Genomic DNA, 23,704 nt, shown 5'->3' on the forward strand with positions numbered 1-23,704 from the left:
TGTGATACTAAAGAAGTGCTTTAATTTTATCATATTATTCGATTTTACGTGATGTTCTGTCGTGGCGGATTTAATCCTTTTTCTCTTTAACATATCGGCTTATTTCATTCGCTCTTAATGGGTAAGAGATTTTTTTTATACGTCTGCTATTTTTAAATTTTAATTGCGCTGCGGTATTACTAATCCAAGTGATTTTTTTACTTTTTTGAGACGCTATTTAATAATTATTATCAAGTGTAGTAATGAACACGGTGTGAAATAACGGATATCGCGTGAATTTCCTCATGAGATCTAATTGTTTGTTAAAAGCCTTCAATATCCTGATAAAATTGGTGTTTTGTTTAAACTGAGGTGCTTATGAACGTATTGCGTATTGGTTTGGTTTCCGTATCCGATCGCGCTTCCAGCGGGATTTATCAGGACAGAGGCATCCCAGAACTGGAATCCTGGCTCCGTAGCGCCTTGAGTACGCCTTTTGAAGTGGAGACTCGGCTCGTGCCGGATGAACAGCCGATGATTGAGCAAGCGCTGTGTGAGCTGGTGGATGAGCGCGGTTGTCATTTGGTGTTAACGACGGGAGGCACGGGGCCTGCGCGTCGTGATGTGACGCCGGATGCTACACTGGCCGTTGCCGATCGAGAAATGCCGGGGTTTGGTGAGCAAATGCGGCAAATTAGCCTGCGTTTTGTTCCTACAGCAATCCTCTCCCGTCAGGTTGGCGTGCTGCGCAAACAGGCGCTGATTCTCAATCTGCCAGGGCAGCCCAAGTCGATTAAGGAAACGCTGGAAGGCTTAAAAGATGCTGATGGCAAGGTAATTGTGGCCGGTATTTTTGCCAGCGTACCGTATTGTATCCAACTGCTGGAAGGTCCTTACATTGAAACCAATGCGGATGTTGTAGCAGCTTTTCGCCCTAAAAATGCCGTGCGCGAAATAAAAGACTGAAGTTGGACGATTTGAAACATAAGATTCAGCTTTGCTGGTGTATAAAAATTTTGCCGTTATAGTAATTTCTACTTTACACACTGCTGTGACGTTTTTCTTTTTTTCACTCTGGCAATGCACGGTAACTTATGAATCAGGATCAACACGCACATCCTCGCCGATTGAATCGGCAGGACTATAAAACGTTGTCTCTGGCTGCGCTGGGTGGCGCGTTAGAGTTTTACGATTTTATTATTTTCGTCTTCTTTGCTGCCGTGATTGGCGATCTTTTCTTTCCGCCGGATATTCCTGAATGGCTGCGGCAGGTACAGACATTCGGTATTTTTGCCGCAGGCTATCTGGCTCGCCCGCTTGGGGGCATCATCATGGCGCACTTTGGCGACAAGAGTGGGCGTAAGAAAATGTTCAGTTTGAGCATATTGCTGATGGCGTTACCGACGCTGGCAATGGGCCTGCTGCCGACTTATGAAGCCATTGGTATTGCTGCTCCACTTTTACTGCTGTTAATGCGCGTGCTGCAAGGTGCGGCAATCGGCGGGGAAGTCCCCGGTGCATGGGTCTTCGTTGCTGAGCATGTGCCTCGTGCCCGTATTGGATTTGCCTGCGGTACGCTGACTGCTGGCTTGACCATGGGGATTCTGCTGGGCTCTCTGATCGCGACATTGCTGAATACGGTGCTGACACCAGCGCAGATGTCGGGCGGCGGCTGGCGTCTGCCGTTCTTCATCGGCGGGGTATTTGGCCTTGTGGCGATGTACCTGCGTCGTTGGTTACAGGAAACGCCCATTTTTATGGAAATGCAGACGCAGAAAAAACTGGCAGAAGAGTTGCCGTTGAAATCGGTCGTCTTAAATCACAAACGTGCAGTTGTGGTTTCAATGCTGCTGACCTGGCTGCTGTCTGCGTGCATCGTCGTCGTTATTCTGATGGCGCCGACCTACCTGCAAAAAGTCCACGGCATTCCTGCCGCGCTGGCATTGCAGGCGAACTGTCTGGCAACGATTGCTCTGATGGTGGGTTGCGTCGGTTCAGGGCTGTTGGTTGATCGTTTTGGCGCCAGTAAACTATTTATTGTGGGTAGCCTGATACTGGCGGCATGTAGCTGGTTCTTTTACAGCTCGGCGGCAAGTAGTACGACGTTGCTCTTTGTCAGCTATGCGATCGTAGGGCTCAGCGTTGGTGTCGTTGGTGGCGTGCCTTATGTCATGGTGCGGGCGTTTCCGGCTGCTGTACGGTTCTCGGGGATTTCTTTTTCCTACAACGTTTCCTATGCCATCTTCGGTGGCCTTACGCCCGTCTTTGTTACGCTGATTATGAAGGCGACGCCGATGGCTCCGGCATTCTATGTCCTGACGCTGGCCGCGGTGGGATTGCTGTTGGGCGTTTATTTGCAACGCGATCTGGATGCTGACTCGCGTGCTTTTGCTGAGAGCAACGCGCGCGATCGTTCACCCGTCGAAGTTTAAGTACGCTTTATCTTTATCAAAAACAAACGAGCCCTGTCAGGTTGACAGGGCTCGTTAGCATTTAACGCGTGAGTGCTTATAGGCAGTATCTATCGCGTCGGTACTTATCGTGCGTTAGAACTTAGTGGGACGCGCCACGTGCACCAATTGGCAGTACGGTACGACCAAACTTCTCGTTCAGCACTTCAGCCATTGCCAGATAAATTGCGCTAGCGCCACAAATGATGCCTTCGTAACCTGCAAAGGTCAGCAGTGCGTGGTTGCCGGTAAAGTTACCTATGGCTAACAGAGCAAACAGCACGGTCAGGCTGCCGAAAACAAACTGCAGAGCGCGGTTGGTACCGAATGTGCCGAAGAACATAAACAGCGTGAAGACGCCCCACAGGCCAAGGAATACGCCGAGGAACTGAGCGTCGCTGGCTTCCGCCAGACCCATTTTTGGCAGTACGAGAATGGCAACCAGCGTCAGCCAGAACGCGCCATAAGACGTAAATGCGGTCACGCCAAATGTATTCCCTTTTTTATATTCCAGCAGGCCAGCCAGGATCTGGGCAATACCGCCGTAGAAGATACCCATGCTAAGAATGATGGAAGAAAGTGGGAAAAAGCCTGCGTTGTGCAGGTTCAACAGAATAGTGGTCATCCCGAAGCCCATCAGTCCTAATGGACCAGGATTTGCCAACGTGTTCGTGCTCATAAATCCTCTGCAATAACAGATTATTAATAGTCCCTTCGCGTCGGGCGCGGCATTAAGGTTAGCGAATGCGCCAATCACGTTGGGATAGGAGTCGTTTAGGTGTTATTGCCCGCCATTGTGTAGGGAAATGTTCCCATTTCTGTGGCGGGCGCGGCATCATATCGGGCGTTTGGAATGGACACAACATGGGGAAGGCAGAATAGTTTGATCGTACGAGGGATAAAGGTCATTTTTTTTCATCTTCCCCCCTTGATGATAGAAATGTTGGCCCCATCTTATTTCCAACCGAAACAGTTTGACCTGCCGCAAAGGCGTGTGTCGGGCCGTTACATCGGTGGTTAGCATGAAAATGAAACGTGTGCTGCTGATGAAAACGAGGGTGTGTTGTTGGAAAACGAGAAATCTTGTTGAAAAACGACATTTCGCCCGCACAGTAGGTTTAACCACCATACCGAATATGACTTTTTAGTGGAGATGTTTAGATGGGTAAGATTATTGGTATCGACCTGGGTACAACCAACTCTTGTGTCGCGATTATTGACGGTACTCAGGTAAAAGTACTGGAAAATAGCGAAGGCGATCGCACCACGCCTTCAATCATTGCTTATACGCAAGACGGCGAAACTCTGGTTGGCCAACCGGCTAAACGTCAGGCAGTGACCAACCCGAAAAATACACTGTTTGCTATCAAGCGTCTGATTGGCCGTCGTTTCAAAGACGAAGAAGTTCAGCGTGATGCCAACATCATGCCGTACAAAATCATCGCGGCAGATAATGGCGATGCATGGCTGGAAGTGAAAGATCAGAAAATGGCTCCGCCGCAGATTTCAGCAGAAGTGCTGAAAAAAATGAAGAAAACGGCGGAAGATTATCTGGGTGAGACCATCTCCGAAGCGGTTATCACCGTACCGGCCTATTTCAACGATGCGCAGCGTCAGGCAACCAAAGATGCTGGCCGTATCGCGGGTCTGGAAGTCAAACGTATCATCAACGAACCAACAGCGGCAGCGCTGGCGTACGGTCTGGATAAAGAAGTCGGCAACCGGACTATCGCGGTTTACGACCTGGGCGGCGGTACCTTCGATATTTCTATTATCGAAATTGACGAAGTTGATGGCGAAAAAACCTTCGAAGTTCTGGCAACCAACGGTGACACGCACCTGGGTGGTGAAGACTTCGATAGCCGCATGATCAACTACCTGGTTGACGAATTTAAGAAAGAGCAAGGTTTCGACCTGCGCAACGATCCGCTGGCAATGCAGCGTCTGAAAGAAGCTGCAGAAAAAGCCAAGATCGAGCTGTCTTCTGCGCAGCAGACCGACGTTAACCTGCCGTACATCACGGCGGACGCTACCGGTCCTAAGCACCTGAACATCAAAGTGACGCGTGCGAAACTGGAATCACTGGTAGAAGAGCTGGTGAACCGTTCTCTGGAACCGCTGAAAGTGGCGTTGCAGGATGCTGGCCTGTCCGTTTCTGAAATTCAGGACGTGATTTTGGTTGGTGGCCAGACACGTATGCCTCTGGTACAGAAGAAAGTCGCTGACTTCTTCGGTAAAGAGCCACGTAAAGACGTGAACCCAGACGAAGCGGTTGCCATCGGTGCTGCGGTTCAGGGCGGTGTTCTGTCTGGTGACGTGAAAGACGTTCTGCTGCTGGACGTAAGCCCGCTGTCTCTGGGTATCGAAACCATGGGCGGCGTCATGACCGCGCTGATCGCCAAGAACACCACAATCCCGACGAAACACAGTCAGGTGTTCTCAACGGCGGAAGACAACCAGTCTGCGGTAACGATTCATGTTCTGCAGGGTGAGCGTAAGCGCGCGCACGACAACAAATCTCTGGGTCAGTTTAACCTGGATGGTATTCAGGCTGCACCGCGCGGTATGCCACAGATCGAAGTCACTTTCGACATCGATGCGGATGGTATCCTGCACGTTTCCGCGAAAGACAAAAACAGCGGTCGCGAGCAGAAGATCACTATCAAGGCATCTTCTGGTCTGAACGAAGAAGAAATTCAGAAAATGGTACGCGATGCAGAAGCGAATGCTGAAGCTGACCGTAAGTTTGAAGAGCTGGTTCAGGCCCGCAACCAGGGCGATCACTTGCTGCACAGCACGCGTAAGCAGCTGGAAGAAGTGGGCGATAAACTGGCCGCTGATGACAAAACTGCCATTGACGACGCACTGAAAGCGCTGGAAAGCGCGCTGAAAGGCGAAGACAAAGCAGAAATCGAAGCGAAAATTCAGGCGCTGGTTCAGGTTTCCGGTAAGCTGCTGGAAGCGTCTCAGCCACAGCCTGGTGCCGAAGGTGCCGCTGATGATGCCTCTGCTCGTCGCGACGACGATGTCGTTGATGCTGAGTTTGAAGAAGTAAAAGATAAAAAGTAATCGCCCTTGAGCGGGCGCAGTAGCAGCCACAAGGCTATTGCTGGCAATCAGCACGGGCGTCGAGGAAACTCTGCGCCCGTGCACGCATGTTGAGGGGCAGGAAAAGAAATGGCGAAGCAAGATTATTATGAAAGCCTGGGCGTTGCTAAAAACGCGGATGAGCGCGAGATAAAGAAAGCGTACAAGCGTCTGGCGATGAAGTACCACCCGGATCGCAATCAGGGTGATAGCGAGGCAGAAGCCAAGTTCAAAGAGATCAAAGAAGCCTACGAGATCCTTACTGACGCGCAGAAACGTGCAGCCTACGATCAGTACGGTCACGCGGCGTTTGAGCAAGGTGGTATGGGCGGAGGCGGCGGTGGCTTTGGCGGCGGCGGTGCCGATTTTGGTGATATTTTTGGCGACGTGTTCGGTGATATTTTTGGCGGTGGTCGCCGTCAGCGCGCGAGCCGTGGATCCGATTTACGCTACAACATGGAGTTGACGCTGGAAGAAGCGGTACGTGGCGTCACCAAAGAGATCCGCATTCCCGCGTTGGAAGAGTGTGATGTGTGCCACGGCAACGGTGCGAAGCCGGGTAGCTCGCCGATCACCTGTCCAACCTGTCATGGTAACGGCCAGGTACAGATGCGTCAGGGCTTCTTTACTGTGCAGCAGGCATGTCCGCACTGTCATGGCCGCGGCAAGATCATTAAAGATCCGTGCGTCAAGTGTCACGGCCATGGTCGCGTAGAGAAGAGCAAAACGCTGTCGGTGAAAATTCCGGCTGGCGTGGACACGGGTGACCGTATCCGCTTGTCCGGCGAGGGTGAAGCGGGCGAGCATGGCGCACCATCAGGTGATTTGTACGTTCAGGTACAAGTAAAAACGCACCCGATCTTCCAACGTGAAGAAAACAATCTGTACTGCGAAGTGCCGATCAACTTTGCGATGGCAGCATTAGGCGGAGAGATTGAAGTCCCAACGCTGGATGGCCGTGTGAAGCTGAAAGTGCCTGCGGAAACGCAAACCGGGAAACTGTTCCGTATGCGTGGCAAAGGTGTGAAATCGGTTCGTGGTGGTGCGCAGGGCGATCTGCTGTGCCGTGTGGTTGTGGAAACGCCAGTTAATCTGAACGAGCGTCAGAGACAACTGCTGCAAGAACTTGACGAGAGTTTTGGTGGCCCGTCTGGCGAAAGAAACAGCCCACGTTCAAAAAACTTTTTCGATGGTGTGAAGAAGTTTTTCGACGATTTGACCCGTTAATTGCTTATCGTTAACGTGTGATAGAAAGACCGGTGGGGTAAACCTGCCGGTTTTTTTTATGGCGGACATCCTTGTCCTCCACCCTACGGCCATTGCTACGGGACATTGAAAAATGCGCCCGACGTTTTTTACGCCTTCCTTTACACGATCTCAACCTTATAGATCGATTTTTTCGAATATTAAGCCAGTTTTAATCTACTTTTAACGAGTTATTGGATTGCGTAATCTTGCCAGCAAGAAAGCGGACGTTTGGTATTGACGTTCGTACCTGATTGGAGATTAAGTGAATGATAACAATGATTCGGCGCTTTATTCGATTGGATGCAGCCGCTGGCGTGATGCTAATGGTGGCAACGGTTTTGGCGATCGTACTTGCCAATTGGTCTGCTACTGCTTTGGGCTATCAGCAATTCCTGATGATGCCAGTGGAAATGCGGTTTGGCGCACTGGAAATCAATAAGAACCTGCTGCTGTGGATTAATGATGGTCTGATGGCGATTTTCTTCCTGCTGATTGGCTTGGAAGTGAAACGTGAGTTAGTCGAAGGTACGTTAGCCAGTCGCCAGCAGGCGATGCTGCCATTGGCGGCCGCAGTTGGTGGAATGCTTTTTCCTGCTCTATTCTTTCTGCTTTTTAACGCAAATGATGAGGTGACGCGCGCTGGCTGGGCTATTCCCGCCGCGACAGATATCGCGTTCGCCATTGGTGTGTTGACGTTATTGGGCAAGCGTGTCCCCGCAGGATTAAAGGTTTTCCTGCTCGCGTTGGCGATCATTGACGATCTAGGGGCGATCCTGATCATCGCCCTGTTTTATACACAACAGATCTTCTGGCCTGCGCTGGGTGGTGCGGTGCTGGCGATTGCGGTGCTGGCCTATTTGAACCGGCAACAGGTCAGAAAAACGTCCGCCTATTTACTGGTTGGGGGCGTCTTGTGGGTCTGCATTCTGAAATGTGGCGTTCATGCGACGCTGGCCGGGGTGATTGTCGGGTTCTTTATTCCGTTGCGCTCGTCCGCTGGGGAACCTTCTCCAGCAATCACGCTGGAACATGGCTTGCAAACGTGGGTTGCGTTTCTGATCATTCCTCTGTTTGCCTTCGCTAATGCAGGTATTGTCTTGCAGGGTGTTGTACTGGAAAAACTGTTTTCCCCTTTGACTCTGGGTATCGCCGCCGGGTTATTACTTGGTAAACCGCTGGGCATTACCCTGCTCAGTTGGCTAACCATACGGCTGGGCTATGCCCGATTACCTGTTGGCGTCCATTTTAGCCAGATCGTGGCGGTCTCTGTGCTGTGTGGTATCGGCTTTACCATGTCGATATTCATTACGCTGCTGGCATTCTCTGGTGGCGATGCGGAATTGATTACCTACGCCAAGCTGGGAATCTTGCTGGCGTCGGGGCTGGCAGCACTGCTGGGCTATCTGGCATTGCGTGGGGTGTTGCCAGCGCTGGACAAGGCGGTTCAGCCGTGTAAGGGTTGACGCTATGCCGGAGGCGCGAAGAGGAGGCGGGTGTGTCTCATTTGAATTTTAATCATCTCTATTATTTCTGGCAGGTTTATAAGTCGGGCTCCGTTGCCAGTGCGGCAGAAACGCTGTTTTTAACGCCGCAGACGATCACCGGACAAATCAAATGTTTGGAAGAGCGTTTGCAGGGCAAACTTTTTAAGCGTAAAGGACGAGGGTTGGAACCGACGGAGTTGGGGCAGCTTGTTTTTCGCTATGCGGATAACATGTTCCAGCTCAGCCAGGAAATGTTGGATATTGTGAACTACCGCAAAGAATCGAACCTGCTATTCGACGTTGGCGTGGCAGATGCGTTGTCTAAACGGCTGGTAAGCAGGGTGTTGGAAACGGTCGTGACGGAGCAGGAACATATCCATTTGCGCTGTTTTGAGTCGACTCACGAAATGCTATTAGAGCAACTGAGCCAGCATAAGCTGGATATGATTCTGTCGGATTGTCCGGTGGATTCAACGCAGCAGGAAGGGCTCTTTTCACTCAAGCTGGGCGAATGTGGCGTCAGTTTTTACTGTAAGCGTCCGCACCCTGAACAACCTTTCCCGGCTTGCCTTGAACAACGTAAACTACTGATTCCCGGACGGAGAACCATGCTGGGACGAAAGCTATTGAATTGGTTTACTGCGCAGAATATTCAGGCGAACATCTTGGGTGAATTTGATGATGCGGCGCTGATGACAGCGTTCGGCATCAACAACGATGCGATTTTCGTTGCACCATCGCTCTATGCTAATGAAATCTACCAGCAGGGTGATATCGTCGAAATCGGCAGGATCGAGAACATTCAGGACGAGTACTATGCGATTTTTGCGGCCAGAATGATCCAGCATCCTGCGGTTCAGCGCGTTTGTAACGCAGATTTTTCCGCGCTCTTTTGTGATAGAGCAGAAGGTCTGTCGCGGGCTGGTGGGTAACGGCTTGTCGTGAAGTAGCAGACGCAAAAAAACCGGCCTGAGCCGGTTTTTTTAGCAACTACACGCAGATGCGTGATTATTGCATGGCGTTGATGCGCGCTACCAGATTGGATTTATGACGTGCAGCTTTGTTCTTGTGAATCAGACCTTTACCAGCCTGACGATCCACAATTGGTTGCATGTCATTAAATGCTTTCTGTGCCACTTCTTTATCGCCAGTAGCGATCGCCGCGTATACTTTCTTGATGAAAGTACGCATCATTGAGCGACGGCTTGCGTTATGCTTACGGCGCTTCTCAGATTGTACGGCGCGTTTCTTAGCTGATTTGATATTAGCCAAGGTCCAACTCCCAAATATATTCAATCGAGGACAATTCAAAGGCCGTGGAATATGCTCGTTTAGCCTTCGTTTGTCAATGGATTTGTGCAAATAAGCGTCGTTTGTACGTCGACACTTGTTACGTTGTGATGGCGCAGGATTTTAGCAGCTTCACGCGGTGGAATACAGCCTTTCGCATCATAAATTCATTCTGAATTTGATAAAGCCCTGTCAGCTATCGGTAAAGTCGTATTGTATAGGACATCCGCTACCTGGATATTCTACTTGTGCGCGTCATCCATCGATGATTCAGCTAAAAAACATGAAAATACTGGCACGATTTACAGGGTGGCTGCAAAAGGCGCGAATCGCGGGTTAACCTTACTCGCTGTACAAGGTATAATCCGCCGATTTCCATAATTTTAACCCTTTGTTCTGGGCCAGCCATGCAGCTAATTCGCGGTATACACAATCTTCGGGCACACCATTACGGCTGTGTGCTCACTATTGGTAATTTTGACGGCGTGCACCTCGGACACCAAATGCTGCTTGAACGACTGAAGCAGGAAGGTCGCGCTCGTGGGCTGCCGGTGATGGTCATGATTTTTGAACCACAGCCGCTGGAACTCTTTGCTGCGGAAAAAGCGCCCGCACGTTTGACGCGTCTGCGTGACAAGGTGAAATACCTGGCGCAGGCTGGTGTGGACTATCTGCTGTGCGTCAGATTCGACGCGCGTTTTGCCGCCAATGATGCCGAGACGTTCGTTTCTTCTCTGCTGGTGAAGAAATTGGGCGTGAAGTTTCTGGTTGTCGGAGATGACTTCCGCTTCGGGGCTGGTCGTCAGGGAGATTTCCTGTTATTACAGAAGGCTGGGCGTGAATCGGGGTTTGATGTCATTAGCACCGATTCGTTCTGTAATGGCGGTAAGCGCGTCAGCAGCACTGCGGTACGTGAAGCACTTAGTCGTGATGAACTGGCACTGGCGGAAAACTTGCTGGGCCATCCTTACTGCATTTCTGGACGTGTGGAACATGGTAAAGCATTGGGGCGAACCATTGGGTTCCCGACTGCCAACCTCCCGTTGAAACGTCAGGTTTCGCCTGTCAGCGGCGTGTATGCCGTCAGTGTTTATGGGCTGGGTCAAGAACCGCTGCCGGGCGTCGCCAATATTGGTACGCGTCCAACCGTAAACGGTGACAAACGCCAGCAGCTTGAAGTGCATTTGCTGGACGTGACGATAGATCTCTATGGTCGTCATATTGAAGTCGTACTGCGTAAAAAAATCCGTAATGAACAGCGTTTTGCTTCGCTCGATGCGTTAAAACAGCAAATCGCCGATGATGTGGTGACAGCCCGGACATTCTTCGGGTTAAAGACACCGGTTTAATTTTTCTAGCCGAAACGAAATCGAGAATCTAATGAGTGACTATAAGACTACCCTGAACTTGCCGGAAACAGGGTTCCCGATGCGTGGCGATCTGGCCAAGCGCGAACCTGACATGCTGAAACGTTGGTATGAGCAGGATCTGTACGGGATTATTCGCAATGCGAAGAAGGGAAAGAAGACCTTCATTCTGCACGATGGCCCTCCGTATGCGAACGGCAGCATTCACATTGGTCACTCAGTTAACAAGATTCTGAAAGATATTATCGTTAAATCGAAAGGCCTGTCTGGCTACGATTCCCCTTATGTGCCGGGCTGGGACTGCCATGGTCTGCCGATTGAACTGAAAGTCGAACAGCTGATTGGTAAGCCGGGCGAGAAAGTCAGTGCGGCAGAATTCCGTGCTGAGTGCCGTAAATATGCGGCAGAGCAGGTTGCTGGCCAGAAAGCTGACTTTATCCGTCTCGGCGTGCTGGGTGACTGGGATCGTCCTTACCTGACGATGGATTTCAAAACTGAAGCGAACATCATTCGCGCGCTGGGTCGCATCATTGAAAACGGCCACTTGCACAAGGGTGCCAAGCCAGTTCACTGGTGTGCTGACTGTGGTTCCGCGCTGGCGGAAGCAGAAGTTGAATATTACGACAAAACGTCCCCATCCATCGATGTGGCGTTTAACGCCAGCGATGTGGCGGCGGTATTAGCCAAGTTTGGTGTGAGTAGCGTAGACGGCCCCGTTTCTCTGGTGATCTGGACGACGACGCCGTGGACGCTGCCAGCAAACCGCGCGATCTCGTTGAACGCAGAGTTCGATTATCAACTGGTGCAAATTGACGGTCAGGCACTGATTCTGGCGGCCGATCTGGTTGAAAGCGTGATGAAACGCGTGGGTGTGACCCAGTGGACAGTACTTGGCGACTGCAAAGGCGCCGATCTTGAGTTGTTGCGTTTCAAGCATCCGTTCCTGGGCTTCGACGTACCGGCAATTCTGGGCGACCACGTAACGCTGGATGCGGGTACAGGTGCGGTACATACCGCTGGTGGCCACGGTCCTGACGACTACGTGATCAGCCAAAAATACAATTTGGAAATTGCTAATCCGGTTGGGCCGAATGGCTGCTACCTGAGCGGTACCTATCCTGAGCTGGATGGTAAATTTGTTTTCAAAGCCAACGATCTTATCGTCGAAATCCTGCGTGAAAAAGGCATGTTGCTGCACGTAGAGAAATTACAGCACAGCTATCCGTGCTGCTGGCGTCATAAGTCACCGATCATTTTCCGTGCGACGCCACAATGGTTTGTCAGCATGGATCAGAAAGGTCTGCGTAAGCAGTCGCTGTCTGAAATCAAAGGTGTGCAGTGGATCCCAGATTGGGGCCAGGCGCGTATCGAAGCGATGGTCGCCAACCGTCCTGACTGGTGTATCTCCCGTCAGCGTACCTGGGGTGTGCCGATGTCGCTGTTTGTCCACAAAGAGACGGAAGAGCTGCACCCGCGTACTGCTGAGCTGATTGAAGCTGTGGCGAAACGTGTTGAAGCGGACGGCATTCAGGCATGGTGGGATCTCGATCCTGCTGATGTGTTGGGTGCAGATGCGGATAACTACGTCAAAGTGCCGGATACGCTGGACGTCTGGTTCGATTCTGGATCGACGCACGCGTCCGTGGTGGATGTTCGTCCTGAATTCGGCGGTCACGCCGCGGATATGTATCTGGAAGGTTCTGACCAGCATCGTGGCTGGTTCATGTCTTCTCTGATGATTTCCACTGCGATCAAAGGCAAAGCGCCTTACCGTCAGGTGCTGACCCACGGTTTCACCGTTGATGGTCAGGGCCGCAAGATGTCCAAGTCGATCGGTAATACCGTTAGCCCGCAGGATGTGATGAACAAACTCGGTGCTGACATTCTGCGTCTGTGGATCGGTTCAACGGATTACTCCGGTGAAATCGCCGTATCCGATGAAATCCTCAAGCGCTCTGCCGATGCCTATCGTCGCATTCGTAACACCGCGCGCTTCCTGTTGGCGAACCTGAACGGGTTTGATCCACAGAAAGATAGTGTGAAGCCAGAAGACATGGTGGTACTGGATCGCTGGGCGGTTGGCTGTGCGAAAGCCGCACAGGACGAGATCCTCGAAGCGTATGAAAGCTATGATTTCCACCGTGTCGTACAGCGCCTGATGCAGTTCTGTTCGATCGAGATGGGATCCTTCTATCTGGATATCATTAAGGATCGTCAGTACACGGCCAAAAGCGACAGCGTTGCACGCCGTAGCTGCCAGACTGCGCTATACCATATCTCAGAAGCGCTGGTGCGCTGGATGGCACCAATTATGTCCTTCACAGCGGATGAGATCTGGAGCTACCTGCCGGGCGAGCGTGCACAGTATGTGTTTACCGAAGAGTGGTATGACGGCCTGTTTGCGCTGGATGCCGCTGAAACGATGAACGATGAGTTCTGGGCTGATATCCTGAAAGTACGTAGCGAAGTGAACAAAGTGATTGAACAGGCGCGTAATGACAAGCGCATTGGTGGATCGTTGGAAGCTTCCGTCACGCTGTACGCCGATGCCAATCTGGCGGGCAAGTTGAACCAGCTACGTCAGGAACTGCACTTCGCGCTGTTGACGTCAAAAGCGCGGGTGGAACGTTATGAAAATGCGCCGGATAGCGCGCAGGCAACGGAACTCACTGGACTGAAAATTGCCTTAAGTGAGGCAGAAGGGCACAAGTGTCCACGCTGCTGGCATTACGAGACGGATATCGGTAGTAATACCGAACATCCTGAAGTGTGTGGTCGCTGTGCGACTAACGTGGGCGGTAACGGTGAAGAGCGTAAATTTGTCTGATGAATAAGATCTGTTCGAGTGGACTGCGCTGGCTTTGGCTGGCGATACTGGTTTTAGTTATCGATCTTGGCAGCAAGCAGTGGATCCTTGCCCACTTTGCGCTGGGGGATACGGTGCCAGTGATGCCTTCTCTGAATCTGCATTACGCCCGTAACTATGGCGCAGCATTCAGCTTCCTGGCGGATAAAGGCGGCTGGCAACGCTGGTTCTTTGCTGGCATCGCGATCGCTATTGTGGTTGCTCTGCTGGTGATGATGTACCGTGGCAGCGTCAAACAGAGGCTAAATAACATTGCGTATTCGCTGATTATTGGCGGCGCATTGGGCAATCTGTTTGACCGCACATGGCACGGATTTGTCGTCGACTTCATCGATTTCTATGTCGGTAACTGGCACTTCGCCACGTTTAACCTGGCCGATACTGCTATCTGTATTGGTGCGGCGCTCATCGTACTGGAAGGGTTTTTCAGTACGCATGATGATACTGATACCGTTAAGCAAAAGGGTCACTGATGTCCGAGACTGTGCAGCACAACAGCGCGCTGCTGGTGCATTTTATTCTGACGCTGGAGGATGGCTCTGCGGCCGAATCCACGCGTGAGCGCGGTAAGCCTGCCCTGTTTCGCCTTGGCGACGGCAGCCTGTCTGATGCATTGGAAAAAAACCTGTTGGGGTTAAAGCGTGGCGATAAACGCAAGTTTACGCTGCCGCCGGAGTCGGCCTTCGGGCCGACTAACCCGAATCTGATCCAGTTCTTCTTACGTCGGGATTTTGCTCAGACTGGCGTGCCGGATGTTGGCACCATCATGCTGTTCAGCGGTGTTGCCGGGAATGATATGCCGGGGATTATCCGCGATGTGACTGAAGAGTCGGTCACCGTGGATTTCAACCACCCTTTATCTGGTCAGGCGATTACCTTCGACCTCGAAGTGTTGGAGATCGATCCCGTACAACAGGAGGTGTCCCATGCAGATCCTGCTGGCTAACCCACGCGGCTTTTGTGCTGGTGTCGATCGTGCTATCAGCATAGTGGAACGTGCTCTCGAGCTTTTTGGTACGCCGATCTACGTCCGCCATGAAGTGGTGCATAATCGCTATGTGGTTAACGGGTTACGCGAACGTGGCGCGATTTTTATTGAGCAGATTGAAGATGTGCCGGATGGTGCGATTCTGATTTTCTCTGCACATGGCGTTTCGCAAGCGGTTCGTAATGAAGCAAAGAACCGTGATCTGACGGTATTCGATGCGACCTGTCCGCTGGTAACCAAGGTGCATATGGAAGTTGCCAGAGCCAGTAAGAAAGGCGTGGAAGCGATTCTTATTGGGCATGCCGGACACCCTGAAGTTGAAGGGACGATGGGGCAATACAGCAATGCAGATGGCGGTATGTATCTGGTGGAATCCCCTGAGGATGTCTGGCAGCTACAGGTAAAAGATGAACACAATCTGTGCTTTATGACGCAAACCACGCTTTCTGTTGATGATACCTATGCGGTGATTGATGCGCTGCGTGAGCGTTTCCCGCAGATTGTCGGTCCGCGTAAAGATGACATTTGTTATGCAACGACCAATCGTCAGGAAGCCGTTCGCCATTTGTCGGATAAGGCGGATGTCGTTTTTGTCGTGGGCTCTAAAAACTCCTCAAACTCCAACCGCCTTGCTGAATTGGCACAGAGAGCGGGGAAAGCCGCTTATCTGATTGATGCTGCCGAAGATATTCAGGAGTCATGGCTAACGGGCGCTTCTCATGTTGGCGTTACCGCAGGCGCATCGGCACCGGATATTTTGGTTCAACAGGTGATTCAACGCCTGAAAGAATTAGGTGGTAAGGTTGCGGTTGAAATGCAGGGGCGTGAAGAAAATATCGTTTTTGAAGTGCCGAAAGAACTGCGTGTTGAAGTCAAACAGATCGATTAGTCTGTTTCTGCGGTAGGGCTTCGGCCCTATCGCTATTATTCTCGTTCATCTTCCCCTTCGTTATTCATTCATGAAAATGTTAACGCATAAAAATGAATTTTTATGCGTTATGCCCTGTGGTTTATTTTTGACCTTTTCTACTGCCCTTCAAATGCCTCACGGTTTTTCTGCGATTTAGGGTGCCAAGCTGATTCCCGCTATGTGACAGTTTTGCTGATTTTCTGCGGCTTCAAACAGTATTTTCTAATCTGCCGGTAAATCCGCTGGCGATAGTGCGCAACGCCCGTTAACCTGATGTTATTTTTATGTCGTCAGGATCAAAAAGAGAGAGACCTTATGAAGGATTCATCCATCCGTATTGCTGTTGTAGGCGCAGGTGGCCGTATGGGACGTCAGTTGATTCAGGCTATCGAGCAAATGAACGGCGTGGTATTGGGGGCAGCGCTGGAGCGCTCAGGTTCATCCCTGCTAGGAAGCGATGCCGGTGAACTTGCCGGGCTGGGTAAAAACGGTATTACCGTGAATGAAAGCCTGGATGCCGTACAGAATGATTTCGATATTTTGATCGACTTCACCCGACCGGAAGGCACATTAGCGCATCTGGCATTTTGCCGTCAGCATCGCAAAGGCATGATTATTGGGACAACCGGTTTTGATGATGCAGGCAAAGCGGCGATTAAGCAGGCTGCGCAGGATATCGGGATTGTGTTTGCGGCGAATTTCAGCGTTGGCGTTAATGTCATGCTGAAGCTGCTGGAGAAGGCCGCCAAGGTTATGGGCGACTATACTGATATCGAAATCATTGAAGCACACCACCGACACAAGGTGGATGCGCCGTCTGGCACCGCACTGGCGATGGGCGAAGCGATTGCAGATGCGCTGGGACGCGATCTGAAGTCCTGTGCTGTGTATGCGCGTGAAGGCCATACGGGTGAACGCGATCCAAAAAGTATTGGTTTTGCTACTGTGCGAGCAGGCGACATTGTTGGTGAACATACGGCAATGTTTGCTGATATTGGCGAGCGCGTTGAGATTACCCACAAGGCATCCAGTCGTATGACGTTTGCCAATGGTGCAGTAAGAGCGGCTATCTGGATTAGTGCGAAGAAAACCGGCTTTTTCGATATGAGAGATGTGCTTTCTCTGGATGATTTGTAGTATTTTATTTTTTTATAAAAATCACATATGATTGAAAAAGGTGGGTATTTTAATGTTCACCTTTATTTTTATCTTGTCTGTTTATATTTAACTTCATTATGCGTTTTTGTTTGTGTTTTATTGCCTTTTTTGGTGATGATTACCCCTCAGTACCCCCTAAATGTCCTTTGTTGATGCTTTATTACTCTTATTTTAACAATATTGCCTCGCAACCGTTTACTTGTCTGAGTTGATAGGGCTTTTTACGTCAGTGGGCGGCTATTTATTTCGGAAAGCATAAAAATAAGAGAAAAAAAGCGGTTTGGGTAGACAATCGGGAAGACCATCATTAAAATGCGCCCAATTTGCCAAAAATTGGCCTTACAGGTAGTTTTTGCATTGATTTAGTGGCTCGAATCTGAATTAATATGCAAATAACGTGATTGTTTATTCCTTGGAGGGTGTTTTGATTAAGTCAGCGCTATTGGTTCTGGAAGACGGAACCCAATTCCACGGTCGGGCCATTGGGGCAGAAGGGTCGGCAGTGGGGGAAGTGGTCTTCAATACGTCGATGACCGGTTATCAAGAAATCCTTACTGATCCTTCCTATTCCCGCCAGATTGTCACTCTCACTTATCCCCATATCGGTAATGTCGGCGCCAATGCCAACGATGAAGAATCCCCCTCTGTACAGGCTCAAGGTCTGGTTATTCGCGATTTACCTCTGATTGCCAGCAACTACCGTAGTGAAGAAAGCCTGTCTGAATACCTCAAACGCAACAACATCGTTGCTATCGCCGACATCGACACCCGTAAACTGACCCGTCTGCTGCGTGAAAAAGGCGCACAGAATGGCTGCATCATCGCTGGCGATGCGCCAGATGCTGCCGTCGCACTGGAGAAAGCGAAAGCCTTCCCTGGGCTGAAGGGGATGGATCTGGCAAAAGAAGTGACGACGGCAGAAAGCTACAGCTGGTTACAGGGAAGCTGGACGCTGGAAGGCGAATTGCCTGCGGCGAAAAACGAAAGCGAACTGCCTTACCACGTGGTGGCTTATGACTACGGTGTGAAACGCAACATTCTGCGTATGCTGGTGGATCGCGGCTGCCGCCTGACGGTCGTTCCGGCGCAGACACCTGCTGAGGACGTACTGAAGCTTAATCCAGACGGTATTTTCCTCTCTAACGGCCCAGGCGACCCGGAACCGTGTGACTACGCGATTCGCGCGATTAAAACCTTCCTGGAAACGGATATTCCAGTATTCGGTATCTGTCTGGGTCACCAGTTGCTGGCACTGGCGAGCGGTGCGAAGACTATCAAAATGAAGCTGGGTCACCACGGTGGTAACCATCCGGTAAAAGATCTGGATAACAACTGTGTGATGATTACTGCGCAGAACCACGGTTTTGCGGTTGATGAAGATAACCTGCCTGACACGCTGCGTATCACGCACAAATCCTTGTTTGACCATACGGTTCAGGGGATTCATCGTACCGACAAACCGGCGTTCAGCTTCCAGGGGCACCCAGAAGCCAGCCCAGGTCCGCATGATGCCGCGCCGCTGTTCGACCACTTTATTGACTTGATTCAGACTTACCGTTCTTCAGCTAAATAATCAGGAGCGAGAAAATGCCAAAACGTACAGATATTAAAAGCATCCTGATTCTGGGCGCAGGCCCGATTGTCATCGGCCAGGCGTGTGAGTTTGACTACTCGGGTGCACAGGCGTGTAAAGCGCTGCGTGAAGAGGGTTACCGCGTTATTCTGGTGAACTCCAACCCGGCAACCATCATGACCGACCCGGAAATGGCCGATGCGACCTACATCGAGCCGATTCACTGGGAAGTGGTGCGTAAGATTATTGAGAAAGAGCGCCCTGATGCGGTGCTGCCGACGATGGGTGGCCAGACGGCACTGAACTGTGCGTTGGAACTGGAACGTCAGGGCGTGCTGGCGGAATTCGGCGTCACCATGATTGGTGCAACGGCGGATGCGATTGATAAAGCAGAAGATCGCCGTCGCTTCGACGTAGCGATGAAGAAAATCGGTCTGGATACCGCGCGTTCCGGTATTGCACACAATATGGAAGAAGCGCTGGCTGTCGCGGCTGACGTTGGCTTCCCGTGCATTATCCGTCCTTCCTTTACGATGGGCGGCACCGGTGGCGGTATCGCTTACAACCGTGAAGAGTTTGAAGAGATCTGTGAACGCGGATTGGATCTGTCTCCAACCAAAGAGCTGCTGATCGATGAATCGCTGATCGGTTGGAAAGAGTATGAGATGGAAGTGGTGCGTGATAAGAACGACAACTGCATCATCGTCTGCTCCATCGAAAACTTCGATGCTATGGGGATCCACACCGGTGACTCTATCACCGTTGCGCCAGCGCAAACGCTGACGGATAAAGAATATCAAATCATGCGTAATGCCTCGATGGCGGTACTGCGTGAAATCGGTGTAGAAACTGGCGGCTCCAACGTTCAGTTCTCGGTAAACCCGAAAACCGGTCGCCTGATTGTTATCGAAATGAACCCGCGCGTATCACGTTCTTCCGCGCTGGCGTCTAAAGCGACAGGCTTCCCGATTGCGAAAATTGCGGCCAAACTGGCAGTGGGTTATACGCTCGATGAGCTGATGAACGACATCACGGGCGGTCGTACGCCAGCGTCCTTTGAACCCGCTATCGACTACGTCGTCACTAAAATTCCACGTTTCAACTTCGAAAAATTTGCCGGTGCCAACGACCGTCTGACCACACAGATGAAATCTGTCGGCGAAGTGATGGCGATTGGTCGCACGCAGCAAGAATCTTTGCAGAAAGCACTGCGCGGTCTGGAAGTCGGTGCAACGGGCTTCGATCCAAAAGTCGACTTGGACGATCCTGAAGCGCTGACCAAAATCCGCCGCGAGCTGAAAGATGCCGGTGCCGAGCGTATCTGGTATATCGCGGATGCCTTCCGTGCGGGTATGTCCGTCGATGGCGTGTTTAACCTGACTAACGTTGACCGCTGGTTCCTGGTGCAGATTGAAGAACTGGTGCGTCTGGAAGAACAGGTCGCAGAGAAAGGGGCAACCGCGCTGGATGCCGAATTCCTGCGTACGCTGAAGCGTAAAGGCTTTGCCGATGCGCGTCTGGCGAAGCTGGCTGGCGTAGCAGAAAGCGAAATTCGCAAGCTGCGCGATAAATTTGACCTGCATCCGGTGTATAAGCGTGTCGATACCTGTGCGGCGGAATTCGCCACCGATACGGCGTATATGTACTCTACGTACGAAGAAGAGTGTGAAGCTAACCCGACTCAGGATCGTGACAAAATCATGGTACTGGGTGGCGGGCCGAACCGTATCGGTCAGGGGATCGAGTTTGACTACTGCTGCGTTCACGCTTCTCTGGCGCTGCGCGAAGATGGTTATGAAACCATCATGGTCAACTGTAACCCAGAAACCGTTTCAACCGACTACGATACGTCTGACCGCTTGTACTTCGAACCGGTAACGTTTGAAGATGTGCTGGAAATCGTCCGTATCGAGAAGCCAAAAGGCGTTATCGTGCAGTACGGTGGCCAGACGCCGCTGAAACTGGCGCGTGCGCTGGAAGCCGCGGGTGTTCCGGTTATCGGTACTAGCCCAGACGCGATTGACCGTGCAGAAGACCGCGAGCGTTTCCAACAGGCTGTGAATCGTCTGGGGCTGAAACAACCGGCTAACGCTACGGTAGCGACGATTGAGCAGGCAGTAGAAAAAGCGCGTGGTATCGGCTACCCGCTGGTTGTCCGTCCTTCTTATGTTCTGGGCGGCCGTGCGATGGAAATCGTGTATGACGAAATCGACCTGCGTCGCTACTTCCAAAACGCGGTTAGTGTGTCCAACGATGCGCCGGTTCTGTTAGACCGCTTCCTTGACGACGCTATCGAAGTTGACGTCGATGCCATTTGCGACGGTGAACGTGTACTGATTGGCGGCATCATGGAACACATCGAGCAGGCGGGGGTTCACTCCGGTGACTCAGCTTGTTCACTGCCAGCTTACACGCTGAGTAAAGAGATTCAGGATGTGATGCGTCAGCAGGTTGAGAAACTGGCGTTTGAACTTTGCGTTCGCGGTCTGATGAACGTGCAGTTCGCGGTGAAGGACAACGAAGTTTATCTGATTGAAGTGAACCCACGTGCCGCGCGTACCGTACCGTTTGTCTCGAAAGCGACCGGCGTACCGTTGGCGAAAGTCGCAGCACGCGTAATGGCAGGTAAAACGCTGGCTGAGCAGGGCGTCACGAAAGAAATCATCCCGCCGTACTACTCGGTGAAAGAAGTGGTGCTGCCGTTCAACAAATTCCCTGGCGTTGACCCAATTCTGGGGCCAGAAATGCGTTCGACCGGGGAAGTGATGGGCGTTGGCCGCACATTTGCTGAAGCGTTTGCCAAGGCGATGTTGGGCAGCAATTCGCATATGAAGAAAACCGGACGTGCGCTGCTGTCGGTACGTGAAGGCGATAAAGCGCGTGTGGTGGATCTGGCGGCCAAGCTGCTGAAGCACGGTTTTGAGCTGGACGCGACGCACGGTACGGCGATTGAACTGGGCGAGGCTGGCATTAATCCACGTCTGGTGAACAAGGTGCATGAAGGCCGTCCGCACATTCAGGATCGCATCAAGAACGGCGAGTACACTTACATCGTCAACACCACCGCAGGGCGTCAGGCGATTGAAGACTCCAAGCTAATTCGCCGCAGCGCACTGCAATATAAGGTGCACTACGACACAACGCTGAACGGTGGTTTCGCTACCGCGATGTCGTTGACGGCAGATCCGACGGAGAAGGTCACTTCCGTGCAGGAAATGCATGCGATGATTAAAGGCTGATAGCCCTACCTCGATAGGTTATAAGCTGAAAAATGAAAGCCAGCGTTGGTAACAGCGCTGGCTTTTTTGTATTTTTTGTTTAGCCTGAAATCCTTTCTCCACCACTATGCTTCAAACCGATATTGAACAGATTTTTCACGCCCGAAGCGAAGGTAAGGTGATGTCCAGAACGCAGCGTTTACTCGATCTTTTACAGATATTACGCCATCACCGTTTTCCCGTAACGGGAGCGTATCTGGCTGAAAAATTAGGCGTGAGCCAGAGGACTCTCTACCGTGATATTGCCACGTTGCAATTGCAGGGAGCGCATATTGAGGGGGAGGCTGGATTGGGATATATCCTGCGTCCGGGGTTCATGCTACCTCCTCTAATGTTTTCAGAAGAGGAAATTGAAGCGTTGGTGTTGGGTATGCGCTGGGTAGCCAGAAGGACGGATGAGCGTTTGGGGGACGCGGCCCGTGATGCGCTGATGAAGATTGCGGCGGTATTACCACCAGAGTTGCGCAACGCGCTTGATTCTTCAGGACTGCTAGTGGGCAAGGCAGAATTTACTCCCGCGGTTGTTATCGATTTATCAGCCTTGCGTCACGCTATTCGGGCAGAGCGTCTCACGGAGATTGCTTATTGCGACCTTCAGGGCAACGAGTCTATCCGCATTATCTGGCCGTTTGCATTGGGATTTTTCGATCAAACGCATGTGATTGCCGCCTGGTGCGAACGTCGTCAGCAGTTTCGTCATTTCAGGGCTGAACGTATCCGTAGCATGACGGTTTTGGCGCAGCGCTATCCTCGCCGTCGTCAGCAACTATTAAAAGAATGGTATGAAAAAGAAGATATTCCCCGACAGTAATGGCTACTGACAAAAATTGGCAGTAGTGCGTACTACGATGCATTCAGGCAAGCAGAAGCCTTCTGCTTATTACTTACCTGATTCAAGGGAATCTCTGATGAACGCACCAAACCTTGTCCTTTTATATGTAGAAGATGCCGTTACCAGTGAACGTTTCTATCGTGAACTCTTTGATTTTCAGCCCGTTGAGAAGTCGGAGAACTTTGCGATGTTTGCTTTTGACTCTGGGTTGCTACTGGGATTGTGGTCTAAGCATGAGGTTAAACCGGTAACCCAGCTGGCGGGCGGCGGTAGCGAATTAGCCATTCGTGTCGAGAGTGAAGTTGCACTGAACGCGATTTATGAAAGCTGGAAGGAACGGGGTATTACTATCGCTCAGGACATCACCCAAATGGATTTTGGCCTGACGTTCGTGGCACTCGATCCCGATCACCATCGGTTACGTGTTTACTACGCCAGCTACTAAGCCAGCATTAGAATAAGATCAGAAACACCTTCCCAGTGAAAATGGGGAAGGTGTTTTTACATCAATCCAGACGGTGACAGGCGAGCAATCTTAGCCGCATATCACCCTAGTGCCACTTTGATTCCTAACGCGATCAATACCGTTCCCAGCAGCTTATCTACCAATTTTTGCGCTTTAGCCAATCCTCGGCGTACCGGTTCGCTTTGGAAAAGTACGACTAACAGCGGCCACCAGACGAGAGAGAGCAGCCAGATAATCATGGCGTACCACAGTTTTTCACCGATGCCGGAGTGAATATTCAGCACCTGGGTGAACATCGCCAGAAAGAATAGTGTGGCTTTTGGGTTAAGCAGGTTGCAGAGATAGCCTTGCAGGAACGCTTTTTTCAGGCTGACGCTTTGCTGAGTCAGGTTTGATACGTCCATTTTGCTTCCGCCGCGCGTGAATAGCGCCTGAATACCGATCCAGATTAGATAGGCGGCGCCCGCATATTTCAGTACATTAAACAGCCACGGCGTGGTGGTTATGACGACGGCTAGCCCGGCGACGCAGTACGCCATGTGGGTTGCGACGCCGCAGATTACGCCAAGGGCAGTCATCATTGCAGCCGCTCGTGGGTAGCGCGCCGCATTCCTGATGACGAGGAAAAAATCGGGGCCGGGAGAAAGCATCCCCAGCGTGGCGATGGTCGCGACAAACAGTGATGTTTCTAACATGATCATTCCAGGCAGTTAAAAAAGAGAGGGGCC

Annotated in this window: 19 protein-coding genes; 16 read left to right on the top strand and 3 right to left on the bottom strand. The window is 51.4% G+C overall.

Translation table 11 applies throughout. The features are described from left to right. Positions 1 to 357 precede the first annotated feature (357 nt). Entirely contained in the window at positions 358 to 945 is a 588-nt protein-coding gene (gene mog / locus CLR69_RS15695; protein ID WP_129706852.1) for a molybdopterin adenylyltransferase, read from the top strand. A 128-nt stretch (positions 946 to 1,073) separates the two neighbouring features. Beyond that, positions 1,074 to 2,411, top strand: a complete 1,338-nt coding sequence (locus CLR69_RS15700) for an MFS transporter (protein WP_129712251.1) — start codon at positions 1,074 to 1,076, stop codon at positions 2,409 to 2,411. Between the two features lie 121 nt (positions 2,412 to 2,532). On the opposite strand, the gene satP is transcribed toward CLR69_RS15700, so the two are convergent. Then, on the bottom strand, positions 2,533 to 3,108 hold the full coding sequence (gene satP, locus CLR69_RS15705; protein ID WP_129706848.1) for an acetate uptake transporter: 576 nt from the start codon (positions 3,106 to 3,108) through the stop codon (positions 2,533 to 2,535). A gap of 482 nt (positions 3,109 to 3,590) precedes the next feature. Here satP and dnaK point away from each other — a divergent pair, with 482 nt between their 5' ends. The 4 genes from dnaK to nhaR all read left to right on the top strand — a co-directional run bounded on the left by dnaK (position 3,591) and on the right by nhaR (position 9,180). Then, positions 3,591 to 5,498: a molecular chaperone DnaK gene (gene dnaK, locus CLR69_RS15710; protein ID WP_129706846.1), complete on the top strand. Its 1,908-nt coding sequence runs from the start codon at positions 3,591 to 3,593 to the stop codon at positions 5,496 to 5,498. A 108-nt stretch (positions 5,499 to 5,606) separates the two neighbouring features. After that, the gene (dnaJ, locus tag CLR69_RS15715; protein ID WP_129706844.1) at positions 5,607 to 6,743 is read left to right on the top strand and encodes a molecular chaperone DnaJ; all 1,137 of its coding nucleotides are present in this window, start codon (positions 5,607 to 5,609) and stop codon (positions 6,741 to 6,743) included. 287 nt (positions 6,744 to 7,030) lie between these two features. Next, a complete protein-coding gene (gene nhaA, locus CLR69_RS15720) occupies positions 7,031 to 8,227 on the top strand; it encodes a Na+/H+ antiporter NhaA (protein ID WP_129712250.1) in 1,197 nt (398 codons plus the stop codon). A 32-nt stretch (positions 8,228 to 8,259) separates the two neighbouring features. Next, on the top strand, positions 8,260 to 9,180 hold the full coding sequence (gene nhaR, locus CLR69_RS15725) for a transcriptional activator NhaR (protein ID WP_129712249.1): 921 nt from the start codon (positions 8,260 to 8,262) through the stop codon (positions 9,178 to 9,180). A gap of 76 nt (positions 9,181 to 9,256) precedes the next feature. Here nhaR and rpsT read toward each other — a convergent pair whose 3' ends face one another. Beyond that, on the bottom strand, positions 9,257 to 9,520 hold the full coding sequence (rpsT, locus tag CLR69_RS15730) for a 30S ribosomal protein S20 (RefSeq protein ID WP_005973217.1): 264 nt from the start codon (positions 9,518 to 9,520) through the stop codon (positions 9,257 to 9,259). Positions 9,521 to 9,945: 425 nt separating this feature from the next. Here rpsT and ribF point away from each other — a divergent pair, with 425 nt between their 5' ends. The 10 genes from ribF (at position 9,946) to CLR69_RS15780 (ending at position 22,955) form a co-directional block, all read left to right on the top strand. Then, complete coding sequence (gene ribF, locus CLR69_RS15735; RefSeq protein WP_129706838.1) at positions 9,946 to 10,887, top strand: bifunctional riboflavin kinase/FAD synthetase; 942 nt, start codon at positions 9,946 to 9,948, stop codon at positions 10,885 to 10,887. Positions 10,888 to 10,918: 31 nt separating this feature from the next. Further along, a complete protein-coding gene (gene ileS, locus CLR69_RS15740) occupies positions 10,919 to 13,732 on the top strand; it encodes an isoleucine--tRNA ligase (protein WP_129712248.1) in 2,814 nt (937 codons plus the stop codon). Continuing rightward, on the top strand, positions 13,729 to 14,244 hold the full coding sequence (gene lspA / locus CLR69_RS15745; protein ID WP_129706834.1) for a signal peptidase II: 516 nt from the start codon (positions 13,729 to 13,731) through the stop codon (positions 14,242 to 14,244). The genes ileS and lspA overlap by 4 nt, the downstream gene beginning before the upstream one ends. After that, positions 14,244 to 14,717, top strand: coding sequence for an FKBP-type peptidyl-prolyl cis-trans isomerase (gene fkpB, locus CLR69_RS15750; protein ID WP_129706832.1), 474 nt, complete (start codon positions 14,244 to 14,246; stop codon positions 14,715 to 14,717). Before lspA ends, fkpB begins: the two co-directional genes overlap by 1 nt. Further along, positions 14,698 to 15,648, top strand: coding sequence for a 4-hydroxy-3-methylbut-2-enyl diphosphate reductase (ispH, locus tag CLR69_RS15755; RefSeq protein WP_129706831.1), 951 nt, complete (start codon positions 14,698 to 14,700; stop codon positions 15,646 to 15,648). Before fkpB ends, ispH begins: the two co-directional genes overlap by 20 nt. Before the next feature lie 336 nt (positions 15,649 to 15,984). Next, positions 15,985 to 16,806 carry a 4-hydroxy-tetrahydrodipicolinate reductase gene (gene dapB / locus CLR69_RS15760; protein WP_129712247.1) on the top strand — a complete coding sequence of 274 codons (822 nt, stop codon included), beginning with the start codon at positions 15,985 to 15,987 and terminating at the stop codon, positions 16,804 to 16,806. Positions 16,807 to 17,251: 445 nt separating this feature from the next. Continuing rightward, on the top strand, positions 17,252 to 18,400 hold the full coding sequence (gene carA, locus CLR69_RS15765; RefSeq protein ID WP_129706827.1) for a glutamine-hydrolyzing carbamoyl-phosphate synthase small subunit: 1,149 nt from the start codon (positions 17,252 to 17,254) through the stop codon (positions 18,398 to 18,400). 14 nt (positions 18,401 to 18,414) lie between these two features. Further along, positions 18,415 to 21,639 (top strand): carbamoyl-phosphate synthase large subunit, encoded by a 3,225-nt coding sequence (gene carB / locus CLR69_RS15770; RefSeq protein ID WP_107169195.1) that lies wholly within the window; start codon positions 18,415 to 18,417, stop codon positions 21,637 to 21,639. 160 nt (positions 21,640 to 21,799) lie between these two features. Continuing rightward, complete coding sequence (locus CLR69_RS15775) at positions 21,800 to 22,489, top strand: helix-turn-helix transcriptional regulator (protein WP_129712246.1); 690 nt, start codon at positions 21,800 to 21,802, stop codon at positions 22,487 to 22,489. A gap of 97 nt (positions 22,490 to 22,586) precedes the next feature. Beyond that, the gene (locus CLR69_RS15780) at positions 22,587 to 22,955 is read left to right on the top strand and encodes a VOC family protein (protein WP_129706821.1); all 369 of its coding nucleotides are present in this window, start codon (positions 22,587 to 22,589) and stop codon (positions 22,953 to 22,955) included. Between the two features lie 101 nt (positions 22,956 to 23,056). Here the strand turns inward: CLR69_RS15780 and CLR69_RS15785 are convergent, their stop codons facing one another. Further along, positions 23,057 to 23,671, bottom strand: coding sequence for a LysE family transporter (locus tag CLR69_RS15785; RefSeq protein WP_129712245.1), 615 nt, complete (start codon positions 23,669 to 23,671; stop codon positions 23,057 to 23,059). Positions 23,672 to 23,704: the final 33 nt, after the last annotated feature.

The organism is Pectobacterium zantedeschiae, assembly GCF_004137795.1.
Classification (GTDB): domain Bacteria; phylum Pseudomonadota; class Gammaproteobacteria; order Enterobacterales; family Enterobacteriaceae; genus Pectobacterium; species Pectobacterium zantedeschiae.